A 21,676-nucleotide genomic window follows, 5' to 3' on the forward strand; every position below is an offset into this window, starting at 1 on the left:
ATACCGCCCTTAAATTTTTCTATTATTTCAAAGCACAAACAGCCATGTCCAAAAAAACCAAGCAAGAATTAGAAAACAACAAACTCAGCAAACGCCTGCGCCACGCCGTCGGCGACGCCATTAACGATTTCAATATGATCGAACCGGGCGACAAAATCATGGTCTGCCTCTCCGGCGGCAAAGACAGCTACGCCCTGTTAGACATTCTGCGCCAGCTCCAAGCCAGCGCACCGATTGATTTCGAACTGGTCGCCGTCAATCTCGACCAAAAACAGCCGGGCTTCCCCGAAGAAGTGCTGCCGACCTATCTCGAAAGCATCGGCGTGCCCTACAAAATCGTCGAAGAAGACACCTACTCCACCGTCAAACGCGTGTTGGACGAAGGCAAAACGACTTGTTCGCTGTGCAGCCGCCTGCGCCGCGGCATCCTCTACCGCACGGCAAAAGAATTGGGCTGTACAAAAATCGCCTTGGGACACCACCGCGACGACATCCTTGCCACCATGTTCCTGAATATGTTCTACGGCGGCAAACTCAAAGCCATGCCACCCAAACTGGTGAGCGACAATGGCGAACACATCGTCATCCGCCCGCTGGCGTATGTGAAAGAAAAAGATTTGATTAAATACGCCGAACTGAAGCAATTCCCAATTATCCCATGTAACCTCTGCGGTTCGCAGCCCAACCTGCAACGCCAAGTCATCGGCGACATGCTGCGCGATTGGGACAAACGCTTCCCCGGCCGTATCGAATCGATGTTCTCCGCCCTGCAAAACGTCGTTCCATCGCATTTGGCCGATACCGAACTCTTCGACTTTGTCGGCTTGGAACGCGGTCAAAACCTTAAACATGGTGGCGACTTAGCGTTTGACAGTGAAAAAATGCCGGAACGTTTCTCCGACGGCAGCGAAGAAGACGAAAGCGAAATCAAAATCGAGCCGCAAAAAGCCGAACGCAAAGTCATCAATATTCTGGCAAACAAACCTAAAACCTGCGGTTTATAATTCCATTTAATTTTCAGACGGCCTTTCGGTAGCTATTTACCGAAAGGCCGTCTGAATATTCATATTTGAAATTTTTGCTATTCTTTTTTATCTATTCTTTCCCTGACAAACCGTGCAGCAGCAATCCCAATACGTCTTGCGGCAACTTTTGCGGCGCGGCAGCATAAAGCGCGGCCAGTTGCGGATGGCGCATCAATATATCCGCCTGTCGGATGAACAGATCGATGAGTTCCACCGGCAAATCGGGCTGTATCAGGCGGCGTTGTTGCAGGGTGTGGAAGAATCCGCGCATAAAGGCGTATTTTTCTTCGTTCAATTCGTGGAAAAACCGCTCCAGCTCCAAATCGGTGTTCTCCTCGATGTCGCGCAGGAAAGCGGCGGAATAAAGTTCTTCAAACGATTGTTTTTGCAGGGTAAACACAGCCTCGGCGGCTTCGCGCAGGCTGCATTGCCGTGCAAGCAGATTTTCAAATTCGGCACGGACGCGGTTTTTCTGCTCGGTAACAATTTCCTGCAAGAGCGCGTTTTTGCCGCTGTAATATTTGTAAAAGGTAACGCGGCTGACGGCGGCCTCGGCGCAGATGCTGCCTACGGATACGGCGGAAAAACCGTGTTCGCGGAACAGGCGGCGGGCGGTGTCGGCTATAGTTTGTTGTTTGCTGGCAGTCATGACGGTAGGAAGGTTTTGATTTTGTTCATAAAGGAGGTTCATTAAAGTTATCCGCAAGTCGGATACCCATCATATAGTGGATTAACTTTAAACCAGTACGGCGTTGCCTCGCCTTAGCTCAAAGAGAACGATTCTCTAAGGTGCTGAAGCACCAAGTGAATCGGTTCCGTACTATCTGTACTGTCTGCGGCTTTGTCGCCTTGTCCTGATTTTTGTTAATCCACTATATTTCCCCACGGCGGCAATGGCAATATGGCGGCGTTTCAGACGGCCTCTTTCCTTATCCTCCGCTCCGTCCTACGGATGAGGACTGCCGGATGCTTGGCAGGCCAAATTCATGAAGATTACAGAATTTCCCTCCTCCAACCTTCTCCCCCAAATAGGAGAGGGATTTTTTTGGACGATTCACAAGATAAGAGGGGAAGTAAAGTGAATGATAAACACTTGCATTCCTGTTTCTTATTTCTTATACTTTACATTAATAGTTTGTTTTATGTAAATGTGTAAACACAAATATTTGCATACTGACGGAGAAATTGATTGCCTGATGTTCAATCCGCCCCAACGTATGCCGTCTGAAAGGATAAAGAAATGCAGAAACCCGCCCTCCGCCGCCTGCCCCTATTGATTGCCGCCGCCTTTGCCTCCGAATGGATTTATGCCGCCGATGCGGCGCAAGATGCGGAACAGGTGCAGTTGGAAGAAGTCGTCGTCACCGGCGAACGCACCAACCGCAGCGGCTTTGAAACCGCCACGTCCAACCGCGTTTTCACCACGCCGAACATCGACCGTAGCGGCCACAATCTTTCCGCGACCGACCTGCTCAAACAGACCGTGAACACAGTGGACTTGGGCAGCGGAAACGATTTGCCGACCGTGCGCGGCGTGGACGGCTCTGGTCCTGCCGTCGGTGCGGTGGCGTTTTTCGCGGGCACGCGGCCGCGCCTGAACCTGTCCATAGACGGCCGCTCCGCCACTTACAACGAATACGCCTTCGGCACGCAGTCGCTGTGGGACATGCAGCAGGTAGAAGTCTTGCGCGGGCCGCAAAGCCATGTGCGCGGGCAGAACGCGGTGGCGGGCGCGGTGGTGATGCGTTCCAAAGACCCAACCGACGAATGGGAAGGCGCGCTGCGCTTGGGTTTGGGCAACCAGAAAACGCGCAACATCGCCGGCGTAGTGTCCGGCCCGATTGTGAAAAACAACCTTGCCTTCCGCTTGAGCGCGGAGCGGCAGCAGCGCGAAAGTTACGAGCCGTTCGTGTCCTACGAGCCGACCGGCAACCCGCGCCGCGTGGAAAACACCAACGTACGCTTCAAACTCCTGCTCACGCCCGAAAACCATCCCGATTTTTACAGCCGCCTGACGCTGAACCACATCCGTTCGCGCGCGCCGCAAAACGAAATCATGGGCAACACCGCCAGCCGCCGTTTTTTAAAAGAAAAGCCCGTGTTCGTAACCGGCTCGACATCGGGCATCTGGGACGTATCGTGGCAGCTTAACGACTATCTGAAACTGGAAAACAAACTGGTTTACGGCCGCTACCACAACGAGCGGCTGCACCTGCCGATGACCGTCAGCCCGCAAGGCGTGCCCGCCGAACTCAAAGGCCGCGAACTGCAATGGGAGCCGGTATTGCATTTTTCCAACAAAGGCCGTCTGAAAGGCCTTGCCGGACTGCACTACTTCCGCAGCAAACAAGACGAATGGGTAGATATCCGTAGCGTCGGCGGCCGCAACACCTTTGACGACCGCAACAGCGTACGCGCTCTGTTTGCCGAAACCACATACAGCCCCAGCGAAAAATGGGACATCACGGCCGCCGCCCGCATTGAAAAAGAAACGCACAAACGAAGCGGCGGCAGCGGCGCGCTGCACCTCGATTTAGACAAAGGTCAGACCGTGTTCCTACCCAAAATCGACATCGCCTTCAAACCCACCGACCAATGGGTCAGCGGCATCAAAGCCGCGCGCGGCTACAACCCCGGCGGTGCGGGCATCACCTTCGGCCGCCCCGTCGTAACCTACACCTATGAACCCGAATATGTGAACAACTATGAGTGGTACACCCGCTGGCGCAGCGCCGACCGCCGCCTGCAACTCTCCGGCAACCTGTTCCTGAACCACTACCGCGACATGCAGCTTCCCTTCCATCTCGGCACCAACTCCGTCGTCATCCGCAACGCCAAAAAAGTCCATACCTACGGCGCGGAACTCGCCGCCGACTGGCAGGCGACCGACAGCCTGAAACTCACCACCGGACTGGGGCTGCTCAACACCAAAATCAAAAGCTATCCCGACAGCGGCATCGAAGGCAACAAACTCGGCCGCGCGCCCAAATACACCGCCAACATCGGCGTGAAATACCTGAACGACAAAGGTTGGGAAGCCGGCGGCGACGTGCGCTTCTACGGCGGCTACTACTCCGCCGCCGACAATGCCGAATCAGGCAAAATCGGCGCATACAACCAAGTCAACCTCTACACCGCCTACAACTTCAAACAAGGCCGCGTCTCGCTCTACGCCGACAACGTGTTCAACCGCCGCCGACCCATATTCATTTCCAGCGCCGACCGTCAAGACGCACTCTACCAACGCCCCAGAAGCGTGGGCGTGAGCGCGGAATGGAAGTTTTAGACGAAGCTGAAATGATGGAGGCCGTCTGAAAAAACATAGGTCGGACATTTATGCCCGACCTACCGTTTATTCCTCCAAAACACCCAAAGGAATCCCATGCACTACTTTACCCCCGCCAAAACCCTGCCCGAAGGCACCATCTACCTGACCGACCTGACCCACGTCGCCGACTTCGCCGACTGGCTGGCTGAATTCGAAACCCTGTTAAACCAAAACCGCCGCTTCGCCACCGTCTGCACCCCCATGCGGCGGCAGGTAAGCGACGAACAGCGCATTGCCGACCGTAAAACCTACATCGAATGGATAAAGGCACATCGGCCGCAACTATCCGAACGCTGCGCCGCCATGCTCCTTATCGAACCCGACGCGGCGCAACTGGCGTTCTTCCGCGAACAATCTTCAAAACTCGGCCCCGCGCTGGGCGTGAACTACATCGTCGAAGCCGACGAGCAAACCGCCTTGCTTCGCGCAGAAGAAGCGTTGAAGGCCGTCTGAAAAGATACTAAACCTATTTAAATACAAATCAAGTATTGCCACCCAATATGTTCAGACGGCCTTGTCCCTTTATTTGCCTCATCTTCAAAAGAATCATGTGATGTCCGACAATCAGACTTCCCCAAACTCACGCGACTGGCTGCTGCTTATCGGCGGCAGCACTTACAAATTCACGCTGACCGGTTTTTATCTGGTCGCACTGGTGGCCATTTTGAAAAACCACGGTTACAGCCTGAACCAACTGAGCTGGATTCATTTAATCGGCGGTATCGAAGCGGCGAAGGTGTTGTTTGCCGCGCTGATGGAGCGGCGGCCGGCGGGGCGGTTCGGGCGGTTTCGCGGCTGGCTGCTGGCGGCGACGCTGGGGCTTTCGGCAGTATTCGGGCTGATGGCCTGCACCGACATCACGCAGAACTTCCCACTGCTTCTGACCTGCTGCGTTTTGCTCTCGGCAATGTCGGCGGTATACGGCTGTGCGATGCTGGGCTTGTCATGCATCGTTCTGCCGCACCGCGAACGCGGTTTCGGCGGCGTGATCCAAACGATGGCGGCGCGCGGCGGCAAGATGATCGGCGGCGCGCTGGTGTTGTGGCTGTATCAGGAATACGGACAGACGGCGGCGGCCGGCTTTATGCTGGCGTTCAGCCTGCTGATGCTGCTGCAACTCTTGTACTACCGCGAGCCGGAAAGCCCGACTGCGCAAGGCAGTTGGACGGCGTTGGCGGCGCGGCTGGTTTCTTTTTGGCAGCAACCTGAAACGGGCTGGCGGTGGCTGGTTTTGCTGTTTGCCGTTGCCGCACCGTATGCGTTTATGGCGGCAACTTTTGTACCCAAACTGGCGGATTTGGGCTTTACTCCGAAACAGACGGGCGGGATTCTGGCGGTAGGTATTCCTGTTGCCTGCCTGATTGTGACGCCGCTGTCGGGCTGGTTTTCGCGCAATTATCCGCGCCGCAAACTCGTGTTCCTGCTCTACGCGCTGCAACTGCCGCTTTTGGCGTCCATGACCGCCATCGATACGCTCGCACGTGTCCACCCTTGGCTGCCGCCCGCGCAAATCATCGCCCTGAGCCTGAGCTACACGCTGCTGCTGCCGGTGATACTGGCGTTGGTGATGGACAAATCCAACCGTGCCACCGCCGCACTCGACAGCAGCCTGCAATTTTCCGTCGTCCTGCTCGGCAGTTACGCGGCCGGTTTCGCCACCCTACGGCTGGCAAAGGCTATTGGTTATACAGATGCGTATTGGGTTGCAGTGTACTTGGCCGTATTGGTAGGCCTGCTTTTATATTTGAATAGAAATTTATTCAATTATTCGGATCGTGATGCACAATAATTCGCTTAGATATTTATCCATCGATTTTAATTGAGCGCGCCTCCGGATAATTTTTCATTTTATTGCACAATCTCTCATGAAAATATAACAAAACGTGCCCATAATACTGCCGTTATTACACTCTTACATTCAAAAGGAACCTCATGACTGCTGTTCTCATCGTTCTCGGCTTGATTGCCATTGTTGTCGGCATCTTAGGCACTATTTATCCCGCCCTGCCCGGATTGGGTTTGATGTTTGGTGGCGCATGGCTGTTGGGTTATGCCGGTGATTATCAAGTGTTTGGCTCGGGTACGCTGACCTTTTTGGCCATCGTTGCCGTATTCGGTACTGCGATGGACTATGTGGCGGGGGCATTGGGTGCAAAATATACCGGCGCAAGTAAAACTGCGGTTTGGGGCGCGTTTATCGGCGGCATCGTCGGCGCATTCTTCTCCATTCCCGGCCTGTTGCTCGGCCCGTTGGCAGGCGCGGCCATCGGCGAATTTATCGCACGCAAAGACACTTGGCAGGCTGGCAAAGTCGGTATCGGTACGTTTATCGGCTTTATCATCGGCACAGTGGCCAAAATCGGCTGCGCCTTGACCATTGCACTGACCATTCTGTTTGTTTGGTTGGCCTCGTTGTTCTAAGACAAAACATTAAAGGCCGTCTGAATTTCAAGCATTCAGACGGCCTTTTCATTTCACTATTTATTTTTCTTATTTGCCGCAGCAGGCTTTGTATTTTTTACCGCTGCCACACGGGCAAGGATCGTTGCGACCCACTTTTTCGCCTTCGCGGCGGACGGTTTGCGGTTTATTGATGATGGCCTGCCAATACCAGTAAATATCCAGCAGGACGTGCGGCAAATCAGATTCCAGCTGGGTCAGCTCTTTTTCATTCAGATGCAAGATGACTTCACCGTTTTCCTCATCGTCATAAATACCGCCCAAAGCCATAATCGGATAGAACAAATCTTCAAACTCTTCCTGATCGACTGCTTCAAACCAATCGGTAGGCACAATATCCAGTGCGTAAAGATAGGCGTTACACCATGTGTAGAAATCCGGATTGCCGGCTTCATCTTCATAAAACCACAAATCCGGCAGGATTTTCTCATTGAGCTTCATGCGCATATCGGCAGCCATTGCCATCACCAAACGCTCGATTTCGGTACGCTCTTTGGCATCAAACAAAGATTCTTCACCCAAAATTTCAGGCAGCCAGTTGGTCGGATTCAAAGCATCCGGACCGCTCAATAAAGCCATCATAAAACCCTGCATTTCATCACAACGCATGGTGTTGTGGGCTTCGGATTTGGCATCCAGCAATTCCATCAATCGGCTGCGTGCCGCTTCATCAAAAGTCAGTATTTGCATTTTCGTTCCTTAAAATAAAATCGTATTATGGTTTTCAGACGGCCTGGGCATGGATACGCTGCCGCATTTGTTCAAACAGACAAACCGTTGCCGCCATCGCAACATTCAAGGATTCGGTTTGCCCCAACATGGGGATTTTGACACAGGCTTCAGCCTTCTCTTTTATTCGTTCACTCACGCCGCTGCCTTCGTTGCCAAACACCCAAGCGCAAGATTGACTGAGGTTCATTTCATACAAACCAATATTGCGGCCACCCAAAGCTGTTGCCCAAATTGGATGCTGATACTTTTCCATCCAAGCGGATAATTCCACTCGGCTGAAAATAGACAGCAAAAAATGTGCACCCATCCCCGCTCGCAACACTTTGGGTGACCAGATATCCACGGAATCATTGCTGCACACGATTTGCTTGACTCCGGCTGCCGCCGCACTGCGCAAAATTGTGCCTGCATTGCCGGGGTCTTGTACCCGCTCTAATACCACGCAATCGTCGTCTGAAGGCAAGCCTGCCTGTTTCGGAATATCAATCCAAGTCATCACATCATCGGCATCGGTCAAACTGGTGATTTTAGACAGAGCTTCGTTACCGACCCAAGTAATTAATCCCTCGTCCAACTGCGCCGTAATTTCTTGAATTTCAGGATGTTGCTGTTTCTTTTCAGGCAGGTAAACCTGTTTGGGCGTACCGCCGCTTTGCAAATAAGTTTGCAGCAGATGTACGCCTTCCAATACGGTTTCACCGCTTTCACGCCTTGCTTTGGCCTGCGTCAAAAGACGGAATAAATGTTTGAGCTGTTCGTTTTGAGCAGAGGTAATCAGTTTCATGGAGCGCATTATAACTGTTTTGACTTCTTTGAAGCTATGCTTTCAGACGGCCTGACGGTTTTACTGCAAAAATAAAAACCCTTGCCATAAAGCAAGGGTTTTGCATGATTTCATTTTTTACTGCACAACAGTCTGCTGCTCATTTTTCTGCTCGGTACGGACAGTCGGACGATTTTCAATTTTGCCGTCTTTCGCCGCATTCGGCACAACGGTTTCACCAGGCTCGGAAGCCGCTTTATCGTCAGGCGTACCGCTTACCGGAATGATATCTTGTGCAGGCTGAACATTAGACTTCTCGGCAACCGGCATAGCGTCACGAGAAGTTTGCGGCGTAAACTGCCATGCCGTCACAGCAATGGCACACACGCTGGCAGCGGCTGCAAAGAATTTAAAGAAGCCGTTATTGGCCGCTTCGCGATGAGTATATTTTTTCTGCTTGCCGGCAATCTCAGCTTGAGGCACTGTAAATGCTTTACTTTGCATGGTTTCATCAGCCACCTTCGCCGCCGCACCCTGACGGATACAGTCGCCGATAATGTGGTACTCATGCCAAGCGCGCAATGCTTCCTCGTCTGCCAATACGGCATCCAGCATCTCATCAGTCAATGCTTCACCGTCCATCAATGCGGACACATACTCCAATGCTTTATTTGTTTTGTCGTTCATTTTTATTACCACCTTTGATCTTCAGAAGTATCCAACAGCGGCCGCAAATCTTTTGCAATCAGTTCACGCGCTCTGAAAATACGCGAACGTACTGTACCTATCGGACAATCCACTACCCGAGCTATTTCTTCGTAAGACAAGCCGTCCATTTCCCTAAGCGTAATGGCTTGACGCATATCGTCTGGCAGTTGCGCAATGCTTGCCTCGACGGTCTGCAAGATTTCCCGATTCATCATCTCAGCTTCCGGCGTATGGTAATCGGCAATCTGATCGGTTAAATCAAGAACATCTCCTTCCTCATTGGCTGCTTCCGAACTGACAAAAAACTGACGACCCGAAGTGGTCAGGAAATTCTTTGCCGTATTGATACCGATACGGTACAGCCATGTATAAAATGCACTTTCTCCACGAAAATTTGCCAATGCACGATAAGCCCTAATCATTGCCTCTTGGGTTACATCGTGCACTTCATGCTCATCCTGAATAAAACGGGAAATCAGTCTGTTTAGACGACGCTGATATTTGGACATCAGCATCTCGAATGCCTTATGGTCACCTTTCTGCGCGCGCTCCACCAAAACTTGATCTATTTGGCGATCGTTCATACCCACCCTTTAATCATTTTACTGCTTTAAACCCAAAAATAGTAAAGCGTGCTGTGCACAGTAAAGACAGCAACGCTCTGAAATAGTTCCATAAGATTACATTCAATGGCTAAAGTTTATTTGTGCAGATGCTCTAATATTAACAATATTACTTAATATACCAATACTTAGCAAAAGTAGTTAAACTACTAATACTTTCTAAATTTAAAGTTAGTTGCTTTACTTTTTGCCATATATCCGACCAACTTTCTATGAACAGGTAGATAACCTTGCTCTATTTGAACATCGCTTCCAACCCTAAGGTTAGCAACAGCAAGGCACTTGTTGCCCATACTTATGATAATCGGCCAATATTTACGCACGAGTGGCATGATATGACACTCTTGCAATAGTTTTTCAACTGATTTTTCCCTCTGCCCGGACTGAATCACGTCGCCCTCGGATACAGTTCTAAGCACAGCCGGCTTCTCCAACTCCTCTTCCGGCAAACCGCCTTTAAAAGGTAATAAAACAAAACCGTTTTCCAGCAAAATATCTTTCAGACGGCCTCGAACTTCCCCACCATTACACCAAGGCAGCCGTTGAAATTCATTTTCTTGCCAAATAAACAACTGATCCCGATAGGCGACCAATTCGCCGTTTGGCAAACTCAACTGCGCCTGTTCTGCGGTTTCCAATACTCGGGCGAAATCGGCAATGCTGTGATAAGAAGGCAATGATTCTGTTTGCTTTCTCAAAAAATACCAAAGCAACCGACGGCGTAAGAGCGGCGTACATTGCCGCCACAGACTGATACTGAATATTCCGTCCGGACTGATGCGCTGGTATTCAGACTCAGCCAATTCATCTAAAAGCTGCAAATCTTCCTGCAATAATCGGATATTGGCACAAATTTGCTGCTCAAAATTCGGAATACGCTGCTGCCATTGCGGCAAGGCCTGATTTCTCATCCAATTGCGTAAATAGCCAGAATCCTCGTTACTTTCGTCCTCGACAAAAGGCAGCCTCCATTGTTGCGCATACTCTGCCAATTCCTGACGGGAAAATGCCAAAAGCGGCCGCCAGATTTGGATCTCTTCATTTAAATCACGCCATACCGGCATAGCTGCCATACCGCGCAATCCGCCGCCGCGTACAGCCGACAGCATAAATGTTTCGATTTGATCATTGCGATGGTGTGCCAAAACAATAATTTTCTTCAGGCCGTCTGAAAATGCCTGATATCGGGCGGCCCTGGCCGCCGCTTCCAAACCTTTTCCGTGTTTTTCCACATTGACACGGCACACCCGCAAGGCAACATTCAAACGCTGACAATAATCCTGACAAAATTTTGCCCAACTGTCGGCATTGGTGCTTAAACCATGATGAACATGGACGGCACGTAAATCAAAACGGCGAAATTCGCGCATCCGGTCCAAAAGATGCAGCAGGACAACGGAATCCAATCCGCCGCTCAAACCGACTTCAAAAACAGTATGGCTCGGCAAATCAGGAAAAGCTGCTTGAAAACTTTTAAATAGGGAATCAGGGGATAGTTGCGACATTTCAGACGGCCTGAAATTATGAATTACTCAAAAATAGAATACAAAAAAAGCAAGCAGCGGCATCTGCTTGCTTTTTCAGCAGTCAAACTTATTTATCGGTAAATTTACCGTAAGCCATGATGCGGTCGAAACGGCGGGAAAGCAAATCAGGCATGGTCATGCTTTGCGCTTCGCTTAATTGCTGTTCCAAAACGGTTTTAACGTTTTTCATCGTGGTTTCGTAATCACGGTGTGCGCCGCCCAACGGCTCGTCAATGACTTTATCGATGAGATCCAATTCTTGCAGGCGCTTGGCGGTAATCCCCAATGCTTGCGCGGCGTCTGCTGCTTTTTCGGCAGTTTTCCAAAGAATAGAGGCGCAACCTTCGGGAGAAATCACCGAATAGGTCGAGTATTGCAGCATATTGATGTAGTCACCGACAGCTACTGCCAACGCACCGCCCGAACCGCCTTCGCCGATGATGGTACACAATACCGGTACATGCAGGCGGGTCAGTTCGTACAAATTACGGCCGATGGCTTCGGACTGGCCGCGCTCTTCCGCGCCAATGCCCGGATACGCACCCGGAGTATCGACAAAGGTCATGACCGGAATATTGAATTTCTCGGCAGTCTGCATCAAGCGCAGCGCTTTACGGTAACCTTCGGGACGCGGCATACCGAAATTGCGGCGGATTTTTTCTTTGGTATCGCGGCCTTTTTGATGGCCGATGACCATCACGCTTTGGCCGTTGAAACGTGCCAAACCGCCGACAATGGCATGATCGTCAGAATAATGGCGGTCGCCGTGCAACTCTTCAAAATCAGTAAAAATACCGTTGATGTAGTCCAAAGTATAAGGACGTTGCGGATGGCGGGACACTTGTGAAATTTGAGCCGGAGTCAGCTTGCTGAAAATTGACTTGGTCAACTCGTTGCTTTTCTTTTTCAGTCTGGCAATCTCGTCGGAAATATCGACGGCAGATTCATCTTGTACGAATCGCAACTCGTCGATTTTATTGGTTAATTCGGCGATGGGTTGTTCGAAGTCCAAAAAAACGGGTTTCATAAAACAAAGCTCTCGGTAACGGTTGCTGACATGATACGCTAATCAGACGTATTTGACAGCATTTCTCAAAGGGAAACTGCCATCTTTTGCAATAAAAAATCTTTCAGACGGCCTTTAACAAAGAAATAGTATATCTGCACTAAACGAATGAAGTGCCGTATCTTATGATAAACTTCAATTCAGTTCAATCATTTCAAACAGGCTATGAAAAACAATCATGACAATTCGTCCATGCGCTTGGACAAATGGCTGTGGGCCGCGCGCTTTTTCAAGACCCGCGCGCTGGCACAAAAACATATTGAGCTGGGCAGGGTTTTGGTAAACGGCTCGAAAGTGAAAAACAGCAAAAATATTTCCGCCGGCGACACCATCGACATGACTTTGAACTCCCTACCCTACAAATTCAAAGTCGCCGCGCTCAATCATCAACGCCGCCCGGCACCGGAAGCGCGTTTACTGTACGAAGAAGACATGAAAACGGCTGCCGAACGCGAAGCTCAAAAACAACTCGACCAAGCCAGCCGCATCAGTGCCGCTTATCCGGACGGACGCCCGACCAAACGCGACCGCCGCCAGCTTGACCGCATGAAGCGCGATAGCTGGTAAGCGTTGAATCTATTGTTTCAGACGGCCCTATATCCATGCCGTCTGAAAACCAAAAACAGGCAGGACATCCTGCCTGTTTTTTATTTGTGATGATTAAAATTTATATTCTAACTGACCGCGAATAACGTTCACGTCCTGCTTATCCGTACCGACAGTAGGCGTAACCTGTTTGCCGGCCAAATAGAAGCCTTTGAGTTTCCAGTTTTTCCAAGGAATATAAGTCGCACCGATTTGCACGCCTTGAACGTTTTTGCTGTAATCCTCAACAGAAGAGACACCGGACAACGAGCCGACACGGCGGTAGTTCAAGAATACGTCGTAAGAATTACGGACGTTCCAGTCGGCCGATTTATAGCGCACTTCAGTGAACACGCCATCATTTTTGATTTTTTGTCCGGCATCATTATAAGCTTTGATATTGGACTTGCTGACCGCGGCCATCCAACGCCAATCGTCATTAAATTTAATGTCCGTACCAATTTCCCCGAAGACCGCGTTTTTCTTCGCGCCGCGTACATCGATGTCTTTCATATAGCTAACGGTTGCGCCGACGTTGATATTCTCATTCACAGGCAACACGCTTTGAATCGCGGCAAAATGTCTGCGGCGGCCGCCGATGCCCCATGCGTTGTCGTTCAGATTGCCTGTACGGCGGCCCGCATAGATTTTGGTCGGCAGGGTTTTATTGTCAAAGAAGATTTCGCCGCCGGTGACTTCAGTATCCCACACGCGGCCGTATGAAGAGAATGCGCCAAATTTACCGACACGCGCTTTGATGTTGTTGTACACAGTCCCTTCGGCATACAGTTTATTGACCGGCACATCATGATCGCCGTTAAATTTACCGGTTTCCAAATCGATATTCGGCTCGATTTGCGCTACCAATTTCCAATCTTTGTACAGTTTTGCGCGTAACCAAAACTCCGCGTTGAAGTTGGCATTGGTGTCTTCAGGCGTCGGATTAACGCTGCTGTTGTTGGCATTGATGTCTTTAGTATCCGCACGTACGCGCAAACCGCCGTTCACAGTCAACAAATCATTGAAAATGCTGATTTTATCGTCATCTTTGCGAATGATGCTGCCGGAATTGACATAATCGTTGGTGGTGGCCAAAGCCGCAGCATCACGCCCGCCATCAGCATTCTCTGCCAATGAATAAGATGATGAAGCCAATAAAATACAGGTTGCAATCAGTTTGGTTTGAAATTTCATGCCGACTCTCCAAAAGAAGGTATTGAAAGTGAAGTATTCGATAAAGCGTACAAAATCGTGGATTTTGTAAAAATTATTCATTTTGTTTACTAATTATTTTTATCGTATGTAAATTAGTGTAATCAGTCAAGCAGATTTAAACGCTTTCTCCGCTTTCAGACGGCCTCTTGATTCAGGTCAAACAGAAGCCTGCATATCAGTTTGTTCAAACTGCCGTTCCAAGGCATCGGCCAATGCCGTCCTGCGTTTTTGGTGGCATCCCACAGCCTGACACAATTCCTCCGCATTTCCCCAAAACACAAAACGTTCACGCGCGCGGGTAATGGCTGTGTAAAGCAAAGCCTTATCCAACCCTCGGGTTTCCTCCTCGCCCTCCGTCGTTGCAGGCACTGACGGCGGCAAAAGCCATACTTCCCGATATTCCGAACCTTGGCTCTTGTGCACCGTCATGGCAAAAGCCGATTCAAAATCGGGCAAACGGCTGATGGCAATTTTTTTAAATCCATCTTTCTCAGGAAAATAGGCAGACAAGCCATTCAACGATTCTTCATCTTTCATAATCAGCCCGATATCGCCGTTAAACACTTCCAGCATGTAATCATTGTGGGTAATCATGATGATTTGTCCGGCAAACCAAGGCGTTTCGCCCGAAACCTTACCTTGCCGTTGCAGATATTCTTGATAAGCCTGATTCAAATCATCCGCATCCTGCCGCCAAGCCGCCAATACCACCACATCTGCCGCATGACCGTAGGCGAGTGCGACATTATTCTCTGTCACGGCCTGCCAATAATCCTGTTGCTTTTGATACAGTAAAGCGACCTGCTCTTTCAGACGGCCTGATTTCATTTCCAACTCTTTGGGGAACTTGTCAAACTGTTCGACCGCAGTTTGCTTTTCCCCGGACACCACCGCCCTTGCCAAACAGCCGATACCGCTGTCTACGCCAAAACGGTGGCTGAACGTCAATTTGGCATTGTTTTGCGATAAAGCCTGAGGCCGCTCTTTAATCTCAAAGCCATGATTGGGCAGATAAACTTCCAGCTTTTCAGCAGTTTCTTTATCCAAAGCCGTCGGACGCGACAACGCCGCCAATACGGCACCCAGACCAACCGACGGCAACTGGTTTTCATCGCCCAGCAACACCAGACGACAACCGGTCGGCACGGCGCGCAACAAATCCAACACCAGCGGCAAATCCAACATCGAAGCCTCATCCACCACCAAAACATCCAAAGCAAGCGGATGTTCATGATTGAACGCAGGACGCATTTGCGGCGGCCGCAATTTCAACAATCGATGGACAGTCTGTCCTTCCAAGTTTTCCAAATGCGCTTTAATGCTTGGAGACAAATCAAAGCCATCCAAAGCACGCTGCAAAGCCCGTGCCATATGCGCAGCCGCCTTGCCCGTCGGCGCAGCCAACGCAATACGGGGCAGCTTCGTACTGTTATTACAAATCAGACCCAAAAGCTTTGCGACGGTCGTGGTCTTACCCGTACCCGGCCCGCCGGTAATCAGCATAAAGTTTTGCAGCAAGGCCAAAGCCGCAGCATCCCGTTGCTCTTTGCTGTCTTTAGGATCAAACCAATCACTCAGGCTTTTTGAAGCCGCCATGAAATTCACTTCTTCCGCCTCGGCACTTGCCAGCCGTTTGATTTCGACAGCCAAATCATGCTCCAACTGACACATCCGCCCTAAAAACAATTTCCTGCCTTGCAGGATAAGCGGTTTATCCGCATTGCCGACCAAATTCGGCAAGTTGCTTAAGGTATCGACATCCGCTTTATCCAAGTAAATAAACGAATGCCCGTTTTGCAAGGCTGCAAACAGTCGAACCACATAAGGCTCAATAACGGATGCGCCCTGTACTTCACGGCGGCGGAAAAACGCTATGGCCGCATCTGCGGCAGAGGAAAGGATAGAGTCGGTCGGGTTCATGGCTCAGGATTGATTGATACGGAAAGAAAAAGAAAGGCCGTCTGAAAAACAGCGTTTCCATAAATGAAAACCTATTTTTCAGACGGCCTCTATTATACCGTTCAAAGCATAAAATATTTGCCTGAAATAATAACCTTATTGCAGCACTTGCAGGCTACCGTCTTTCATGGTCATTACCCGGTCGAAACGTTCAGCCAGCTCGTCATCATGGGTCACCACAATCAGGCTGGTGTTCAATTCGCGTTTCAAATCCAGCATCATGTCCAGCACATTTTGCGCATTTTTACGGTCAAGGTTCCCCGTCGGCTCATCTGCCAACAGGCATTTCGGCTCATTAACCAAAGCACGGGCAATCGCCGCACGCTGACGCTCGCCGCCGGAAAGTTCACTCGGACGGTGCAGCATACGCTTATCCAAGCCAACCTTTTTCAGCATCTTGACAGCCTTCTCCTCAGCCATCGCCTTGGGCATTTTGCCGATTAAAAGCGGCATCATGACATTTTCCAAAGCAGAAAACTCAGGCAATAGATGGTGAAACTGATACACAAAGCCTAAATAACGGTTGCGCAATTCGCCCAACTGTTTTTGGCTCAAACCGCCCAAATCCTGATCCATCAGTATCACCTTGCCTTCAGACGGCATATCCAAGCCACCAAGAAGGTGCAACAACGTAGATTTACCACTGCCTGACGAACCAATGATACTCACGCTTTCCGCTTCGGCAACTTCAAAATCCAAATGATTCAACACTTGTACATTCAATGCGCCGTCATTATAGCTTTTGCCAACGCCGATACATTTCAAAATTGTCTTACTCATAACGCAAAGCCTCCGCAGGTTGGGTTTTCGCAGCACGCCAGCTCGGATACAGCGTGGCGATAAATGCCAAGCCAAGCGAAATGCAGGCGATAACGGCGACGTCCTTCAAGTTCACATCACTAGGCAGGTAATCGATGAAATAAACCTGTGAGTTAATCAAATGCACGCCGAACAGGTCTTCAAAAAACGCGACAATCTTGCCGACATTCCAACCCAGCAATACACCGCACACCACGCCCACAAGCGTACCGAAGAACCCCGCAAAAGCGCCCTGCACCAAGAAAATCTTCATGACGCCGCCCGGGGACAAACCCAATGTGCGCAAAATCGCAATATCGGCTTGTTTTTCCGTTACCGCCATTACCAAAGACGAGACGAGGTTAAACGCAGCAACCGCGATAATCAGCGTCAAAATGATGAACATCATGCGTTTTTCCAACTCAACGGCTTCAAAATAGCTGCGGTTGTTAAACGTCCAGTCGCGCACCCATACTTCATCTTTTTTAGCATCTGGAATCAACTTAGCAATAAAAGACGGCGCATTCTGCGGATCAGCCAACCGCAAACGCAGCCCACCGACATTTTCTCCCAGTCGATACAAGACTTGCGCATCCTTGATATGCGTCATTGCCAATGTGTTATCGACTTCATAAACACCGGTTTTTACCACACCGACCACATTAAACTGCTTCAAGCGCGGCACTACGCCGGCAGGAGTGACATTCCCCTCCGGCGTAATCACAGTAACTTTGCCGCCAAGCTCCGTACCCAATGCCTCAGCCAGCCCTTGACCTAAAATAATATCAAATTCGCCCGGCTTCAAATCGTCAAAACTGCCGGCCGGCATATCCTTGCCGTAATCAACGACATTTTTTTCTTCAGACGGCAAGATACCGCGTATCTGTACACCGCGTACTTCTCCGGCATTGGCAAGCAAAGCTTGATCGGAAACATAAGGCGCGCTGGCCAACACTTCCTTTTTGCCTTTTACAAATTCGCGCAAATTCTGCCAACCCGGCGCACTGCCGACATCGTAATAGCCGATTTCCGCATGAGGTGCAACGTTCAACAATTGACCGCGTATCTCTTTCTGAAATCCGTTCATTACCGATAACACCACAATCAGCGCCGTTACGCCCAAGGCGATACCGGCGATTGAAATCATAGTAATAAATGACATAAAGCCGTTGCGTTTTTTCGCACGCAAATAGCGCAGGCCTATCCAAGTTTCTAAAGAAGCCATTCAAAAATGCCTCATTCGTTTGTCAAAAAAGACTTATTGTACCGTAAAACCGACAGGTCGTCCGATTGCCCGACTGATGTGGCATTCAGGGATATAGTGTATGTAAAACCATGTATCTTCCCGTAAATTCCGCCGAAAAACTTGCACAATCGGCCAATCGCCCTTATTCTGAAGCTGTGACTCGTTTTGTCACCATCAAAAAGGAAATACACTAATGAACAGCAAAAAATTCTTGGCCCTCGTATCCGTAGCTGTAGGTTTGTCATTCAGCTTCAATGCATATGCCGCCAAAGAAATCAAAATCAGTTCAAACAATACCGCTTACTCCGATGCCGATGTTCAAAAACTGGCAGCCACTGCTGTCGGCATGGGCGTAAAAGAACCTGTCAGCCTCAACAGCGGAAACGGTGTTGTTACCGTATCCGGCAGCAGCGCAACCAAATGCGCATTCAAAGTCGGCAACGGCGATACGCCTCAAATTCAAGGCGTGAGCTGCAAATAATCTGATTTCATCAATGAAAAGGCCGTCTGAAAAACATTCAGACGGCCTTTTTATATTGGCATTTAAGATTGGATGTTTCGTCTATCGTAAACGGCCTGAGCCAAAGTACCGGCATCCACATATTCCATCTCGCCGCCCAAAGGGATTCCCCTTGCCAACCGGCTGACTTTATAAGGAAGATTTTTAAACAATTCCGCCAATATATATGCTGTCGCGTCGCCTTCGGCTGTGAAGTTGGTTGCAATGATAATTTCCTCAATATCACTCGCCTGCAAACGGACCACCAGCTTATCTAATGCGACTGACGAAATATCCATCCCCTGCGCCGGGCTGACTTGCCCCATCAAAACAAAATACAGGCCATCATGGCAATTGGCCGCCTCCATGCTGGAGACATCCGCCGGCATATGCACAATCATCAAACGGCTTTTATCGCGTTTTTCGTCTGCGCAAATTTCACACAAATCGCCTTCGCAAAATGTGTTGCACATCCGACAATGCTGCACCTGCCTCAAAGCAAACTGCAAAGCGTCCACCAATTCCTGCGCTTCTTCGCGTTTGTACTGTAAAAGCTGGTAGGCCATGCGTTGTGCGGATTTCGGTCCGACATTGGGCAGGATTTTTAATGCATTAATCAAGCGGACAAAGGCATCAGGATTTTTACTCATGATTTCAGACGGCCTTTAAAAAGATGGCTAAAAATAAGAAAACAGCCGGAATTCATCCGGCTGCCCTACTCTAATATTCTGCTTATTCGGCAGCATTATTAACTTGTTGTGCACCTTGCGTACGATCGATTTTCTTATCCAAATACTGGAGCAAGGCATCGAAAACATTGGCAGAAAGCTGCTGAACCAAAGCCTGTTTGGAAGCCGGAATCTGTGAATCGGCATTTTCAGGAGCGGAAACACTCTGAACTTCCATAATCACCGGCGCAGGCATACCTTCCAACAATGTATACGCAGGTTTGCCGCCGACAGGACGTGCTTTCAGCAAAGCCGCATAAGCCTCCGGAGACATGGTTTTACGTGCATCTTGCGCGCTCAATTGAGAAACAGGCGACCATTGAACGTCGGCAGTTTTACCGGCTTTCAATGCGGCCAAAGTTTCTTGGGCTTTCTTCTCTGCCAGTTTGACGGCTTCAGAGCGCAGATATGCCGCACGGACAGTGTCTTTGACTTCCGCAAATGGTGCGATTTTCTCTTCGCGCACTTCTTTCGCACGAATAACCCAAACGGTATCGTTATTGATGGCGATCACTTCAGAATTGTGTTTTTTCTTCAGCACATCATCACTAAACGCGGCATTAATCAACGCTTCAGGCAAGCCGGCTTCCTTCGCACCCGCTTTGGTCACCCATTCATCCAGGCTTTCTACTTTCAAACCTGAATTGGCGACTGCTTTTGCCAAAGAAGACGGATCATTGAAGGTATCTTCACCCAGTTTTTCTTTCGCAGCATTAAAGGCAGAAGCTGCTTTTTTCAGTTTCAAGGCTGCTTCGATACGCGCTTTGGCTTGTTCCAAAGTCGGCTCAGCTTCGACATTCAAAACTTTAATGACGTGATAACCCAAAGACGATTTAACGGTATCGCTGACCTCGCCTTTGCCCAATGCAAATGCCGCTTTATCAAATTCCGGCCCAAAGCCGCTGCCGCCGCTCTTGCTCAGATAACCCAAGTTGCCGCCTTTATTGCTGCTGGACAAGTCTTTGGAATACTTGGCCGCCAGCTCGGCAAACGAATCCGGATGTGCTTTAAGCTCCGCAGCCATTTTGTCCACTTCGGCTTTAATTTCCGCATTGCTTGCTTCATCTCCGTTAGGCATGACCGGAATGAAAATATGCGCAATTTCGGCTCTTGGCGACAAATCTACGCTTTTACTGTCGTAAGCTTTTTGTACTTCTTCCGCACTGACGGTTTGCTTCTCAGCCAAATCTTTGATGCTCAAAGCCACATATTCCAGCTTAACGGCTTGAGGAATCAAGTAATCTTTCTTATGCGCTTCATAATATTTTTGCAAAGCCGCATCATCTACTTTGACTTGTGCCGCAAATGCTTCAGGGCTGAACGTAAATGAACGGATGGTACGGGTGGCTTGAGTCAGGTTAATCAACTGACGCGCTTGCGCATCGCTGACCAAAGCGCCGTTTTGCACCAAATTCAACAGATTTTGCAACTGGAACTGTTCGCGGATATCTTCAACGAACTGATCCTCGGTCATCCTGCGTTGATCCAAATATTTCTTGAGCAAATCCTGGCTGAATTTACCGGAAGCATCATGGAAATTCGGATCATCCACAATGACTTGCTTGATTTGTTCCTGAGACACAGCAATGCCCATCAGCTTGGCACCTTGCTTCAGATAAGCACGTTGCAATAACGATTGGAATACCGCATCACGCGAAGGCGCATTATTGCCGGCAGCCTGCTCGTTTTGTATCGCAATCTGTAAAGCGTGTTCGCTGACTTTCTCATCCCCGACTTTGACAATGTAATCAGAACCCGGCGAAGACAAATTATTGGCACCGAATCCGATAAAGGTCAGACCGATGATACCTAAAACAATCTGGGCGGGTGTTTTATATTTTTCAACAATATGGAACATATTTATCCGAAAGAAAAGTTTGGCGCGGCAGCCGCAAAATGCTGCCGCAAAAATCTTAAAATCCTGAAAACAGGCTCAAAGCGCGTATTGTAACGTATTTTTTCGAGGCTTGCTTTTTCAGACGGCCTAAAAACCTAAAAATGCCTTATCCGAACATTTCCTGATACGCTTCTACTGAAAATCCGACATGAACCTGCCCTTCTTTGACCAACACAGGCCGCTTGATGATGCTGGGATTCTCCACCATTAAAGCAATCGCACCTTCTTTTGTGGCGGCAGATTCTTGCGCATCTTTATCCAGCTTGCGCCAAGTCGTGCCTCTTTTATTGAGCAAAATTTCCAAATCCGCCTGATTCAGCCAGCCATCAATCAAATCAGCAGTCGGGGAGTTTTTCTTAAAATCTACAAACTCAAACTCGATGCCGTTTTCCGCCAACCAACTGCGCGCTTTTTTAACCGTATCGCAATTAGGAATACCGTATAGTTTTATCATCTTATTTATCCTTAAGTTTTATTCATGAAATCACAAACTCAGGCCGTCTGAAACCTTTCAGACG

Annotated in this window: 21 protein-coding genes; 7 read left to right on the plus strand and 14 right to left on the minus strand. The window is 49.5% G+C overall.

Going from position 1 to position 21,676, the window contains the following annotated elements:
• Positions 1-44: 44 nt before the first annotated feature.
• Positions 45-1,004, plus strand: coding sequence for a tRNA 2-thiocytidine(32) synthetase TtcA (gene ttcA / locus FOC66_RS04040; RefSeq protein WP_003746908.1), 960 nt, complete (start codon positions 45-47; stop codon positions 1,002-1,004).
• 91 nt (positions 1,005-1,095) lie between these two features.
• On the opposite strand, the gene FOC66_RS04045 is transcribed toward ttcA, so the two are convergent.
• The gene (locus FOC66_RS04045) at positions 1,096-1,716 is read right to left on the minus strand and encodes a TetR/AcrR family transcriptional regulator (RefSeq protein ID WP_003746910.1); all 621 of its coding nucleotides are present in this window, start codon (positions 1,714-1,716) and stop codon (positions 1,096-1,098) included.
• 549 nt (positions 1,717-2,265) lie between these two features.
• Here FOC66_RS04045 and FOC66_RS04050 point away from each other — a divergent pair.
• The 4 genes from FOC66_RS04050 to FOC66_RS04065 all read left to right on the plus strand — a co-directional run bounded on the left by FOC66_RS04050 (position 2,266) and on the right by FOC66_RS04065 (position 6,774).
• Positions 2,266-4,311, plus strand: coding sequence for a TonB-dependent receptor (locus tag FOC66_RS04050; protein WP_003746912.1), 2,046 nt, complete (start codon positions 2,266-2,268; stop codon positions 4,309-4,311).
• Positions 4,312-4,407: 96 nt separating this feature from the next.
• Positions 4,408-4,806, plus strand: a complete 399-nt coding sequence (locus FOC66_RS04055; RefSeq protein ID WP_003746914.1) for a hypothetical protein — start codon at positions 4,408-4,410, stop codon at positions 4,804-4,806.
• Between the two features lie 100 nt (positions 4,807-4,906).
• Positions 4,907-6,142, plus strand: a complete 1,236-nt coding sequence (locus FOC66_RS04060) for an MFS transporter (RefSeq protein ID WP_070615957.1) — start codon at positions 4,907-4,909, stop codon at positions 6,140-6,142.
• A 143-nt stretch (positions 6,143-6,285) separates the two neighbouring features.
• Positions 6,286-6,774 carry a DUF456 domain-containing protein gene (locus FOC66_RS04065; protein WP_003746916.1) on the plus strand — a complete coding sequence of 163 codons (489 nt, stop codon included), beginning with the start codon at positions 6,286-6,288 and terminating at the stop codon, positions 6,772-6,774.
• A gap of 69 nt (positions 6,775-6,843) precedes the next feature.
• Here FOC66_RS04065 and FOC66_RS04070 read toward each other — a convergent pair whose 3' ends face one another.
• From FOC66_RS04070 to FOC66_RS04095, 6 genes are all read right to left on the minus strand, one after another.
• On the minus strand, positions 6,844-7,503 hold the full coding sequence (locus FOC66_RS04070; RefSeq protein WP_003746917.1) for a YecA family protein: 660 nt from the start codon (positions 7,501-7,503) through the stop codon (positions 6,844-6,846).
• 34 nt (positions 7,504-7,537) lie between these two features.
• Positions 7,538-8,329: a TrmH family RNA methyltransferase gene (locus FOC66_RS04075; RefSeq protein WP_003746919.1), complete on the minus strand. Its 792-nt coding sequence runs from the start codon at positions 8,327-8,329 to the stop codon at positions 7,538-7,540.
• Positions 8,330-8,446: 117 nt separating this feature from the next.
• Complete coding sequence (locus tag FOC66_RS04080; protein WP_003746920.1) at positions 8,447-8,995, minus strand: sigma-E factor negative regulatory protein; 549 nt, start codon at positions 8,993-8,995, stop codon at positions 8,447-8,449.
• Between the two features lie 5 nt (positions 8,996-9,000).
• On the minus strand, positions 9,001-9,600 hold the full coding sequence (rpoE, locus tag FOC66_RS04085; protein WP_036493687.1) for an RNA polymerase sigma factor RpoE: 600 nt from the start codon (positions 9,598-9,600) through the stop codon (positions 9,001-9,003).
• Between the two features lie 188 nt (positions 9,601-9,788).
• Positions 9,789-11,144, minus strand: a complete 1,356-nt coding sequence (gene tilS, locus FOC66_RS04090; RefSeq protein WP_003746923.1) for a tRNA lysidine(34) synthetase TilS — start codon at positions 11,142-11,144, stop codon at positions 9,789-9,791.
• 88 nt (positions 11,145-11,232) lie between these two features.
• Positions 11,233-12,192: an acetyl-CoA carboxylase carboxyltransferase subunit alpha gene (locus tag FOC66_RS04095; protein WP_003746925.1), complete on the minus strand. Its 960-nt coding sequence runs from the start codon at positions 12,190-12,192 to the stop codon at positions 11,233-11,235.
• Positions 12,193-12,396: 204 nt separating this feature from the next.
• Here FOC66_RS04095 and FOC66_RS04100 point away from each other — a divergent pair, with 204 nt between their 5' ends.
• Positions 12,397-12,798, plus strand: a complete 402-nt coding sequence (locus FOC66_RS04100; protein ID WP_003746927.1) for an RNA-binding S4 domain-containing protein — start codon at positions 12,397-12,399, stop codon at positions 12,796-12,798.
• A gap of 93 nt (positions 12,799-12,891) precedes the next feature.
• Here FOC66_RS04100 and FOC66_RS04105 read toward each other — a convergent pair whose 3' ends face one another.
• From FOC66_RS04105 to FOC66_RS04120, 4 genes are all read right to left on the minus strand, one after another.
• Positions 12,892-14,091: a hypothetical protein gene (locus tag FOC66_RS04105; protein ID WP_003746928.1), complete on the minus strand. Its 1,200-nt coding sequence runs from the start codon at positions 14,089-14,091 to the stop codon at positions 12,892-12,894.
• Positions 14,092-14,187: 96 nt separating this feature from the next.
• Entirely contained in the window at positions 14,188-15,951 is a 1,764-nt protein-coding gene (gene recD / locus FOC66_RS04110; RefSeq protein ID WP_003746930.1) for an exodeoxyribonuclease V subunit alpha, read from the minus strand.
• Between the two features lie 135 nt (positions 15,952-16,086).
• The gene (lolD, locus tag FOC66_RS04115) at positions 16,087-16,770 is read right to left on the minus strand and encodes a lipoprotein-releasing ABC transporter ATP-binding protein LolD (RefSeq protein WP_003679081.1); all 684 of its coding nucleotides are present in this window, start codon (positions 16,768-16,770) and stop codon (positions 16,087-16,089) included.
• On the minus strand, positions 16,763-18,013 hold the full coding sequence (locus FOC66_RS04120) for a lipoprotein-releasing ABC transporter permease subunit (protein WP_003746931.1): 1,251 nt from the start codon (positions 18,011-18,013) through the stop codon (positions 16,763-16,765). Before FOC66_RS04120 ends, lolD begins: the two co-directional genes overlap by 8 nt.
• A 214-nt stretch (positions 18,014-18,227) precedes the next feature.
• Between FOC66_RS04120 and FOC66_RS04125 the strand changes: the two genes are divergently transcribed.
• Positions 18,228-18,515 (plus strand): hypothetical protein, encoded by a 288-nt coding sequence (locus tag FOC66_RS04125; protein ID WP_003683377.1) that lies wholly within the window; start codon positions 18,228-18,230, stop codon positions 18,513-18,515.
• A gap of 62 nt (positions 18,516-18,577) precedes the next feature.
• Here FOC66_RS04125 and recR read toward each other — a convergent pair whose 3' ends face one another.
• From recR to FOC66_RS04140, 3 genes are all read right to left on the minus strand, one after another.
• Positions 18,578-19,183, minus strand: coding sequence for a recombination mediator RecR (gene recR / locus FOC66_RS04130; RefSeq protein ID WP_003746933.1), 606 nt, complete (start codon positions 19,181-19,183; stop codon positions 18,578-18,580).
• An 82-nt stretch (positions 19,184-19,265) separates the two neighbouring features.
• Positions 19,266-21,119 carry a SurA N-terminal domain-containing protein gene (locus FOC66_RS04135; RefSeq protein ID WP_003746936.1) on the minus strand — a complete coding sequence of 618 codons (1,854 nt, stop codon included), beginning with the start codon at positions 21,117-21,119 and terminating at the stop codon, positions 19,266-19,268.
• A 145-nt stretch (positions 21,120-21,264) separates the two neighbouring features.
• Positions 21,265-21,612, minus strand: a complete 348-nt coding sequence (locus FOC66_RS04140; RefSeq protein ID WP_003746938.1) for an ArsC family reductase — start codon at positions 21,610-21,612, stop codon at positions 21,265-21,267.
• Between the last annotated feature and the right edge of the window lie 64 nt (positions 21,613-21,676).

The organism is Neisseria mucosa (assembly GCF_013267835.1).
Classification (GTDB): Bacteria; Pseudomonadota; Gammaproteobacteria; order Burkholderiales; family Neisseriaceae; genus Neisseria.

Excerpts from the sequence above, each read along its gene's own strand:
- FOC66_RS04095 (WP_003746925.1), bottom strand. The coding sequence starts at position 12,192 with ATGAAACCCGTTTTTTTGGACTTCGAACAACCCATCGCCGAATTAACC.
- tilS (WP_003746923.1), bottom strand. The coding sequence starts at position 11,144 with ATGTCGCAACTATCCCCTGATTCCCTATTTAAAAGTTTTCAAGCAGCT.
- FOC66_RS04140 (WP_003746938.1), bottom strand. The coding sequence starts at position 21,612 with ATGATAAAACTATACGGTATTCCTAATTGCGATACGGTTAAAAAAGCG.
- FOC66_RS04070 (WP_003746917.1), bottom strand. The coding sequence starts at position 7,503 with ATGCAAATACTGACTTTTGATGAAGCGGCACGCAGCCGATTGATGGAA.
- ttcA (WP_003746908.1), top strand. The coding sequence starts at position 45 with ATGTCCAAAAAAACCAAGCAAGAATTAGAAAACAACAAACTCAGCAAA.
- FOC66_RS04125 (WP_003683377.1), top strand. The coding sequence starts at position 18,228 with ATGAACAGCAAAAAATTCTTGGCCCTCGTATCCGTAGCTGTAGGTTTG.
- FOC66_RS04100 (WP_003746927.1), top strand. The coding sequence starts at position 12,397 with ATGAAAAACAATCATGACAATTCGTCCATGCGCTTGGACAAATGGCTG.
- FOC66_RS04080 (WP_003746920.1), bottom strand. The coding sequence starts at position 8,995 with ATGAACGACAAAACAAATAAAGCATTGGAGTATGTGTCCGCATTGATG.
- recD (WP_003746930.1), bottom strand. The coding sequence starts at position 15,951 with ATGAACCCGACCGACTCTATCCTTTCCTCTGCCGCAGATGCGGCCATA.
- FOC66_RS04045 (WP_003746910.1), bottom strand. The coding sequence starts at position 1,716 with ATGAACCTCCTTTATGAACAAAATCAAAACCTTCCTACCGTCATGACT.
- FOC66_RS04105 (WP_003746928.1), bottom strand. The coding sequence starts at position 14,091 with ATGAATAATTTTTACAAAATCCACGATTTTGTACGCTTTATCGAATAC.
- FOC66_RS04135 (WP_003746936.1), bottom strand. The coding sequence starts at position 21,119 with ATGTTCCATATTGTTGAAAAATATAAAACACCCGCCCAGATTGTTTTA.
- FOC66_RS04075 (WP_003746919.1), bottom strand. The coding sequence starts at position 8,329 with ATGAAACTGATTACCTCTGCTCAAAACGAACAGCTCAAACATTTATTC.
- rpoE (WP_036493687.1), bottom strand. The coding sequence starts at position 9,600 with ATGAACGATCGCCAAATAGATCAAGTTTTGGTGGAGCGCGCGCAGAAA.
- FOC66_RS04065 (WP_003746916.1), top strand. The coding sequence starts at position 6,286 with ATGACTGCTGTTCTCATCGTTCTCGGCTTGATTGCCATTGTTGTCGGC.
- recR (WP_003746933.1), bottom strand. The coding sequence starts at position 19,183 with ATGAGTAAAAATCCTGATGCCTTTGTCCGCTTGATTAATGCATTAAAA.
- FOC66_RS04120 (WP_003746931.1), bottom strand. The coding sequence starts at position 18,013 with ATGGCTTCTTTAGAAACTTGGATAGGCCTGCGCTATTTGCGTGCGAAA.
- FOC66_RS04050 (WP_003746912.1), top strand. The coding sequence starts at position 2,266 with ATGCAGAAACCCGCCCTCCGCCGCCTGCCCCTATTGATTGCCGCCGCC.
- FOC66_RS04060 (WP_070615957.1), top strand. The coding sequence starts at position 4,907 with ATGTCCGACAATCAGACTTCCCCAAACTCACGCGACTGGCTGCTGCTT.
- lolD (WP_003679081.1), bottom strand. The coding sequence starts at position 16,770 with ATGAGTAAGACAATTTTGAAATGTATCGGCGTTGGCAAAAGCTATAAT.
- FOC66_RS04055 (WP_003746914.1), top strand. The coding sequence starts at position 4,408 with ATGCACTACTTTACCCCCGCCAAAACCCTGCCCGAAGGCACCATCTAC.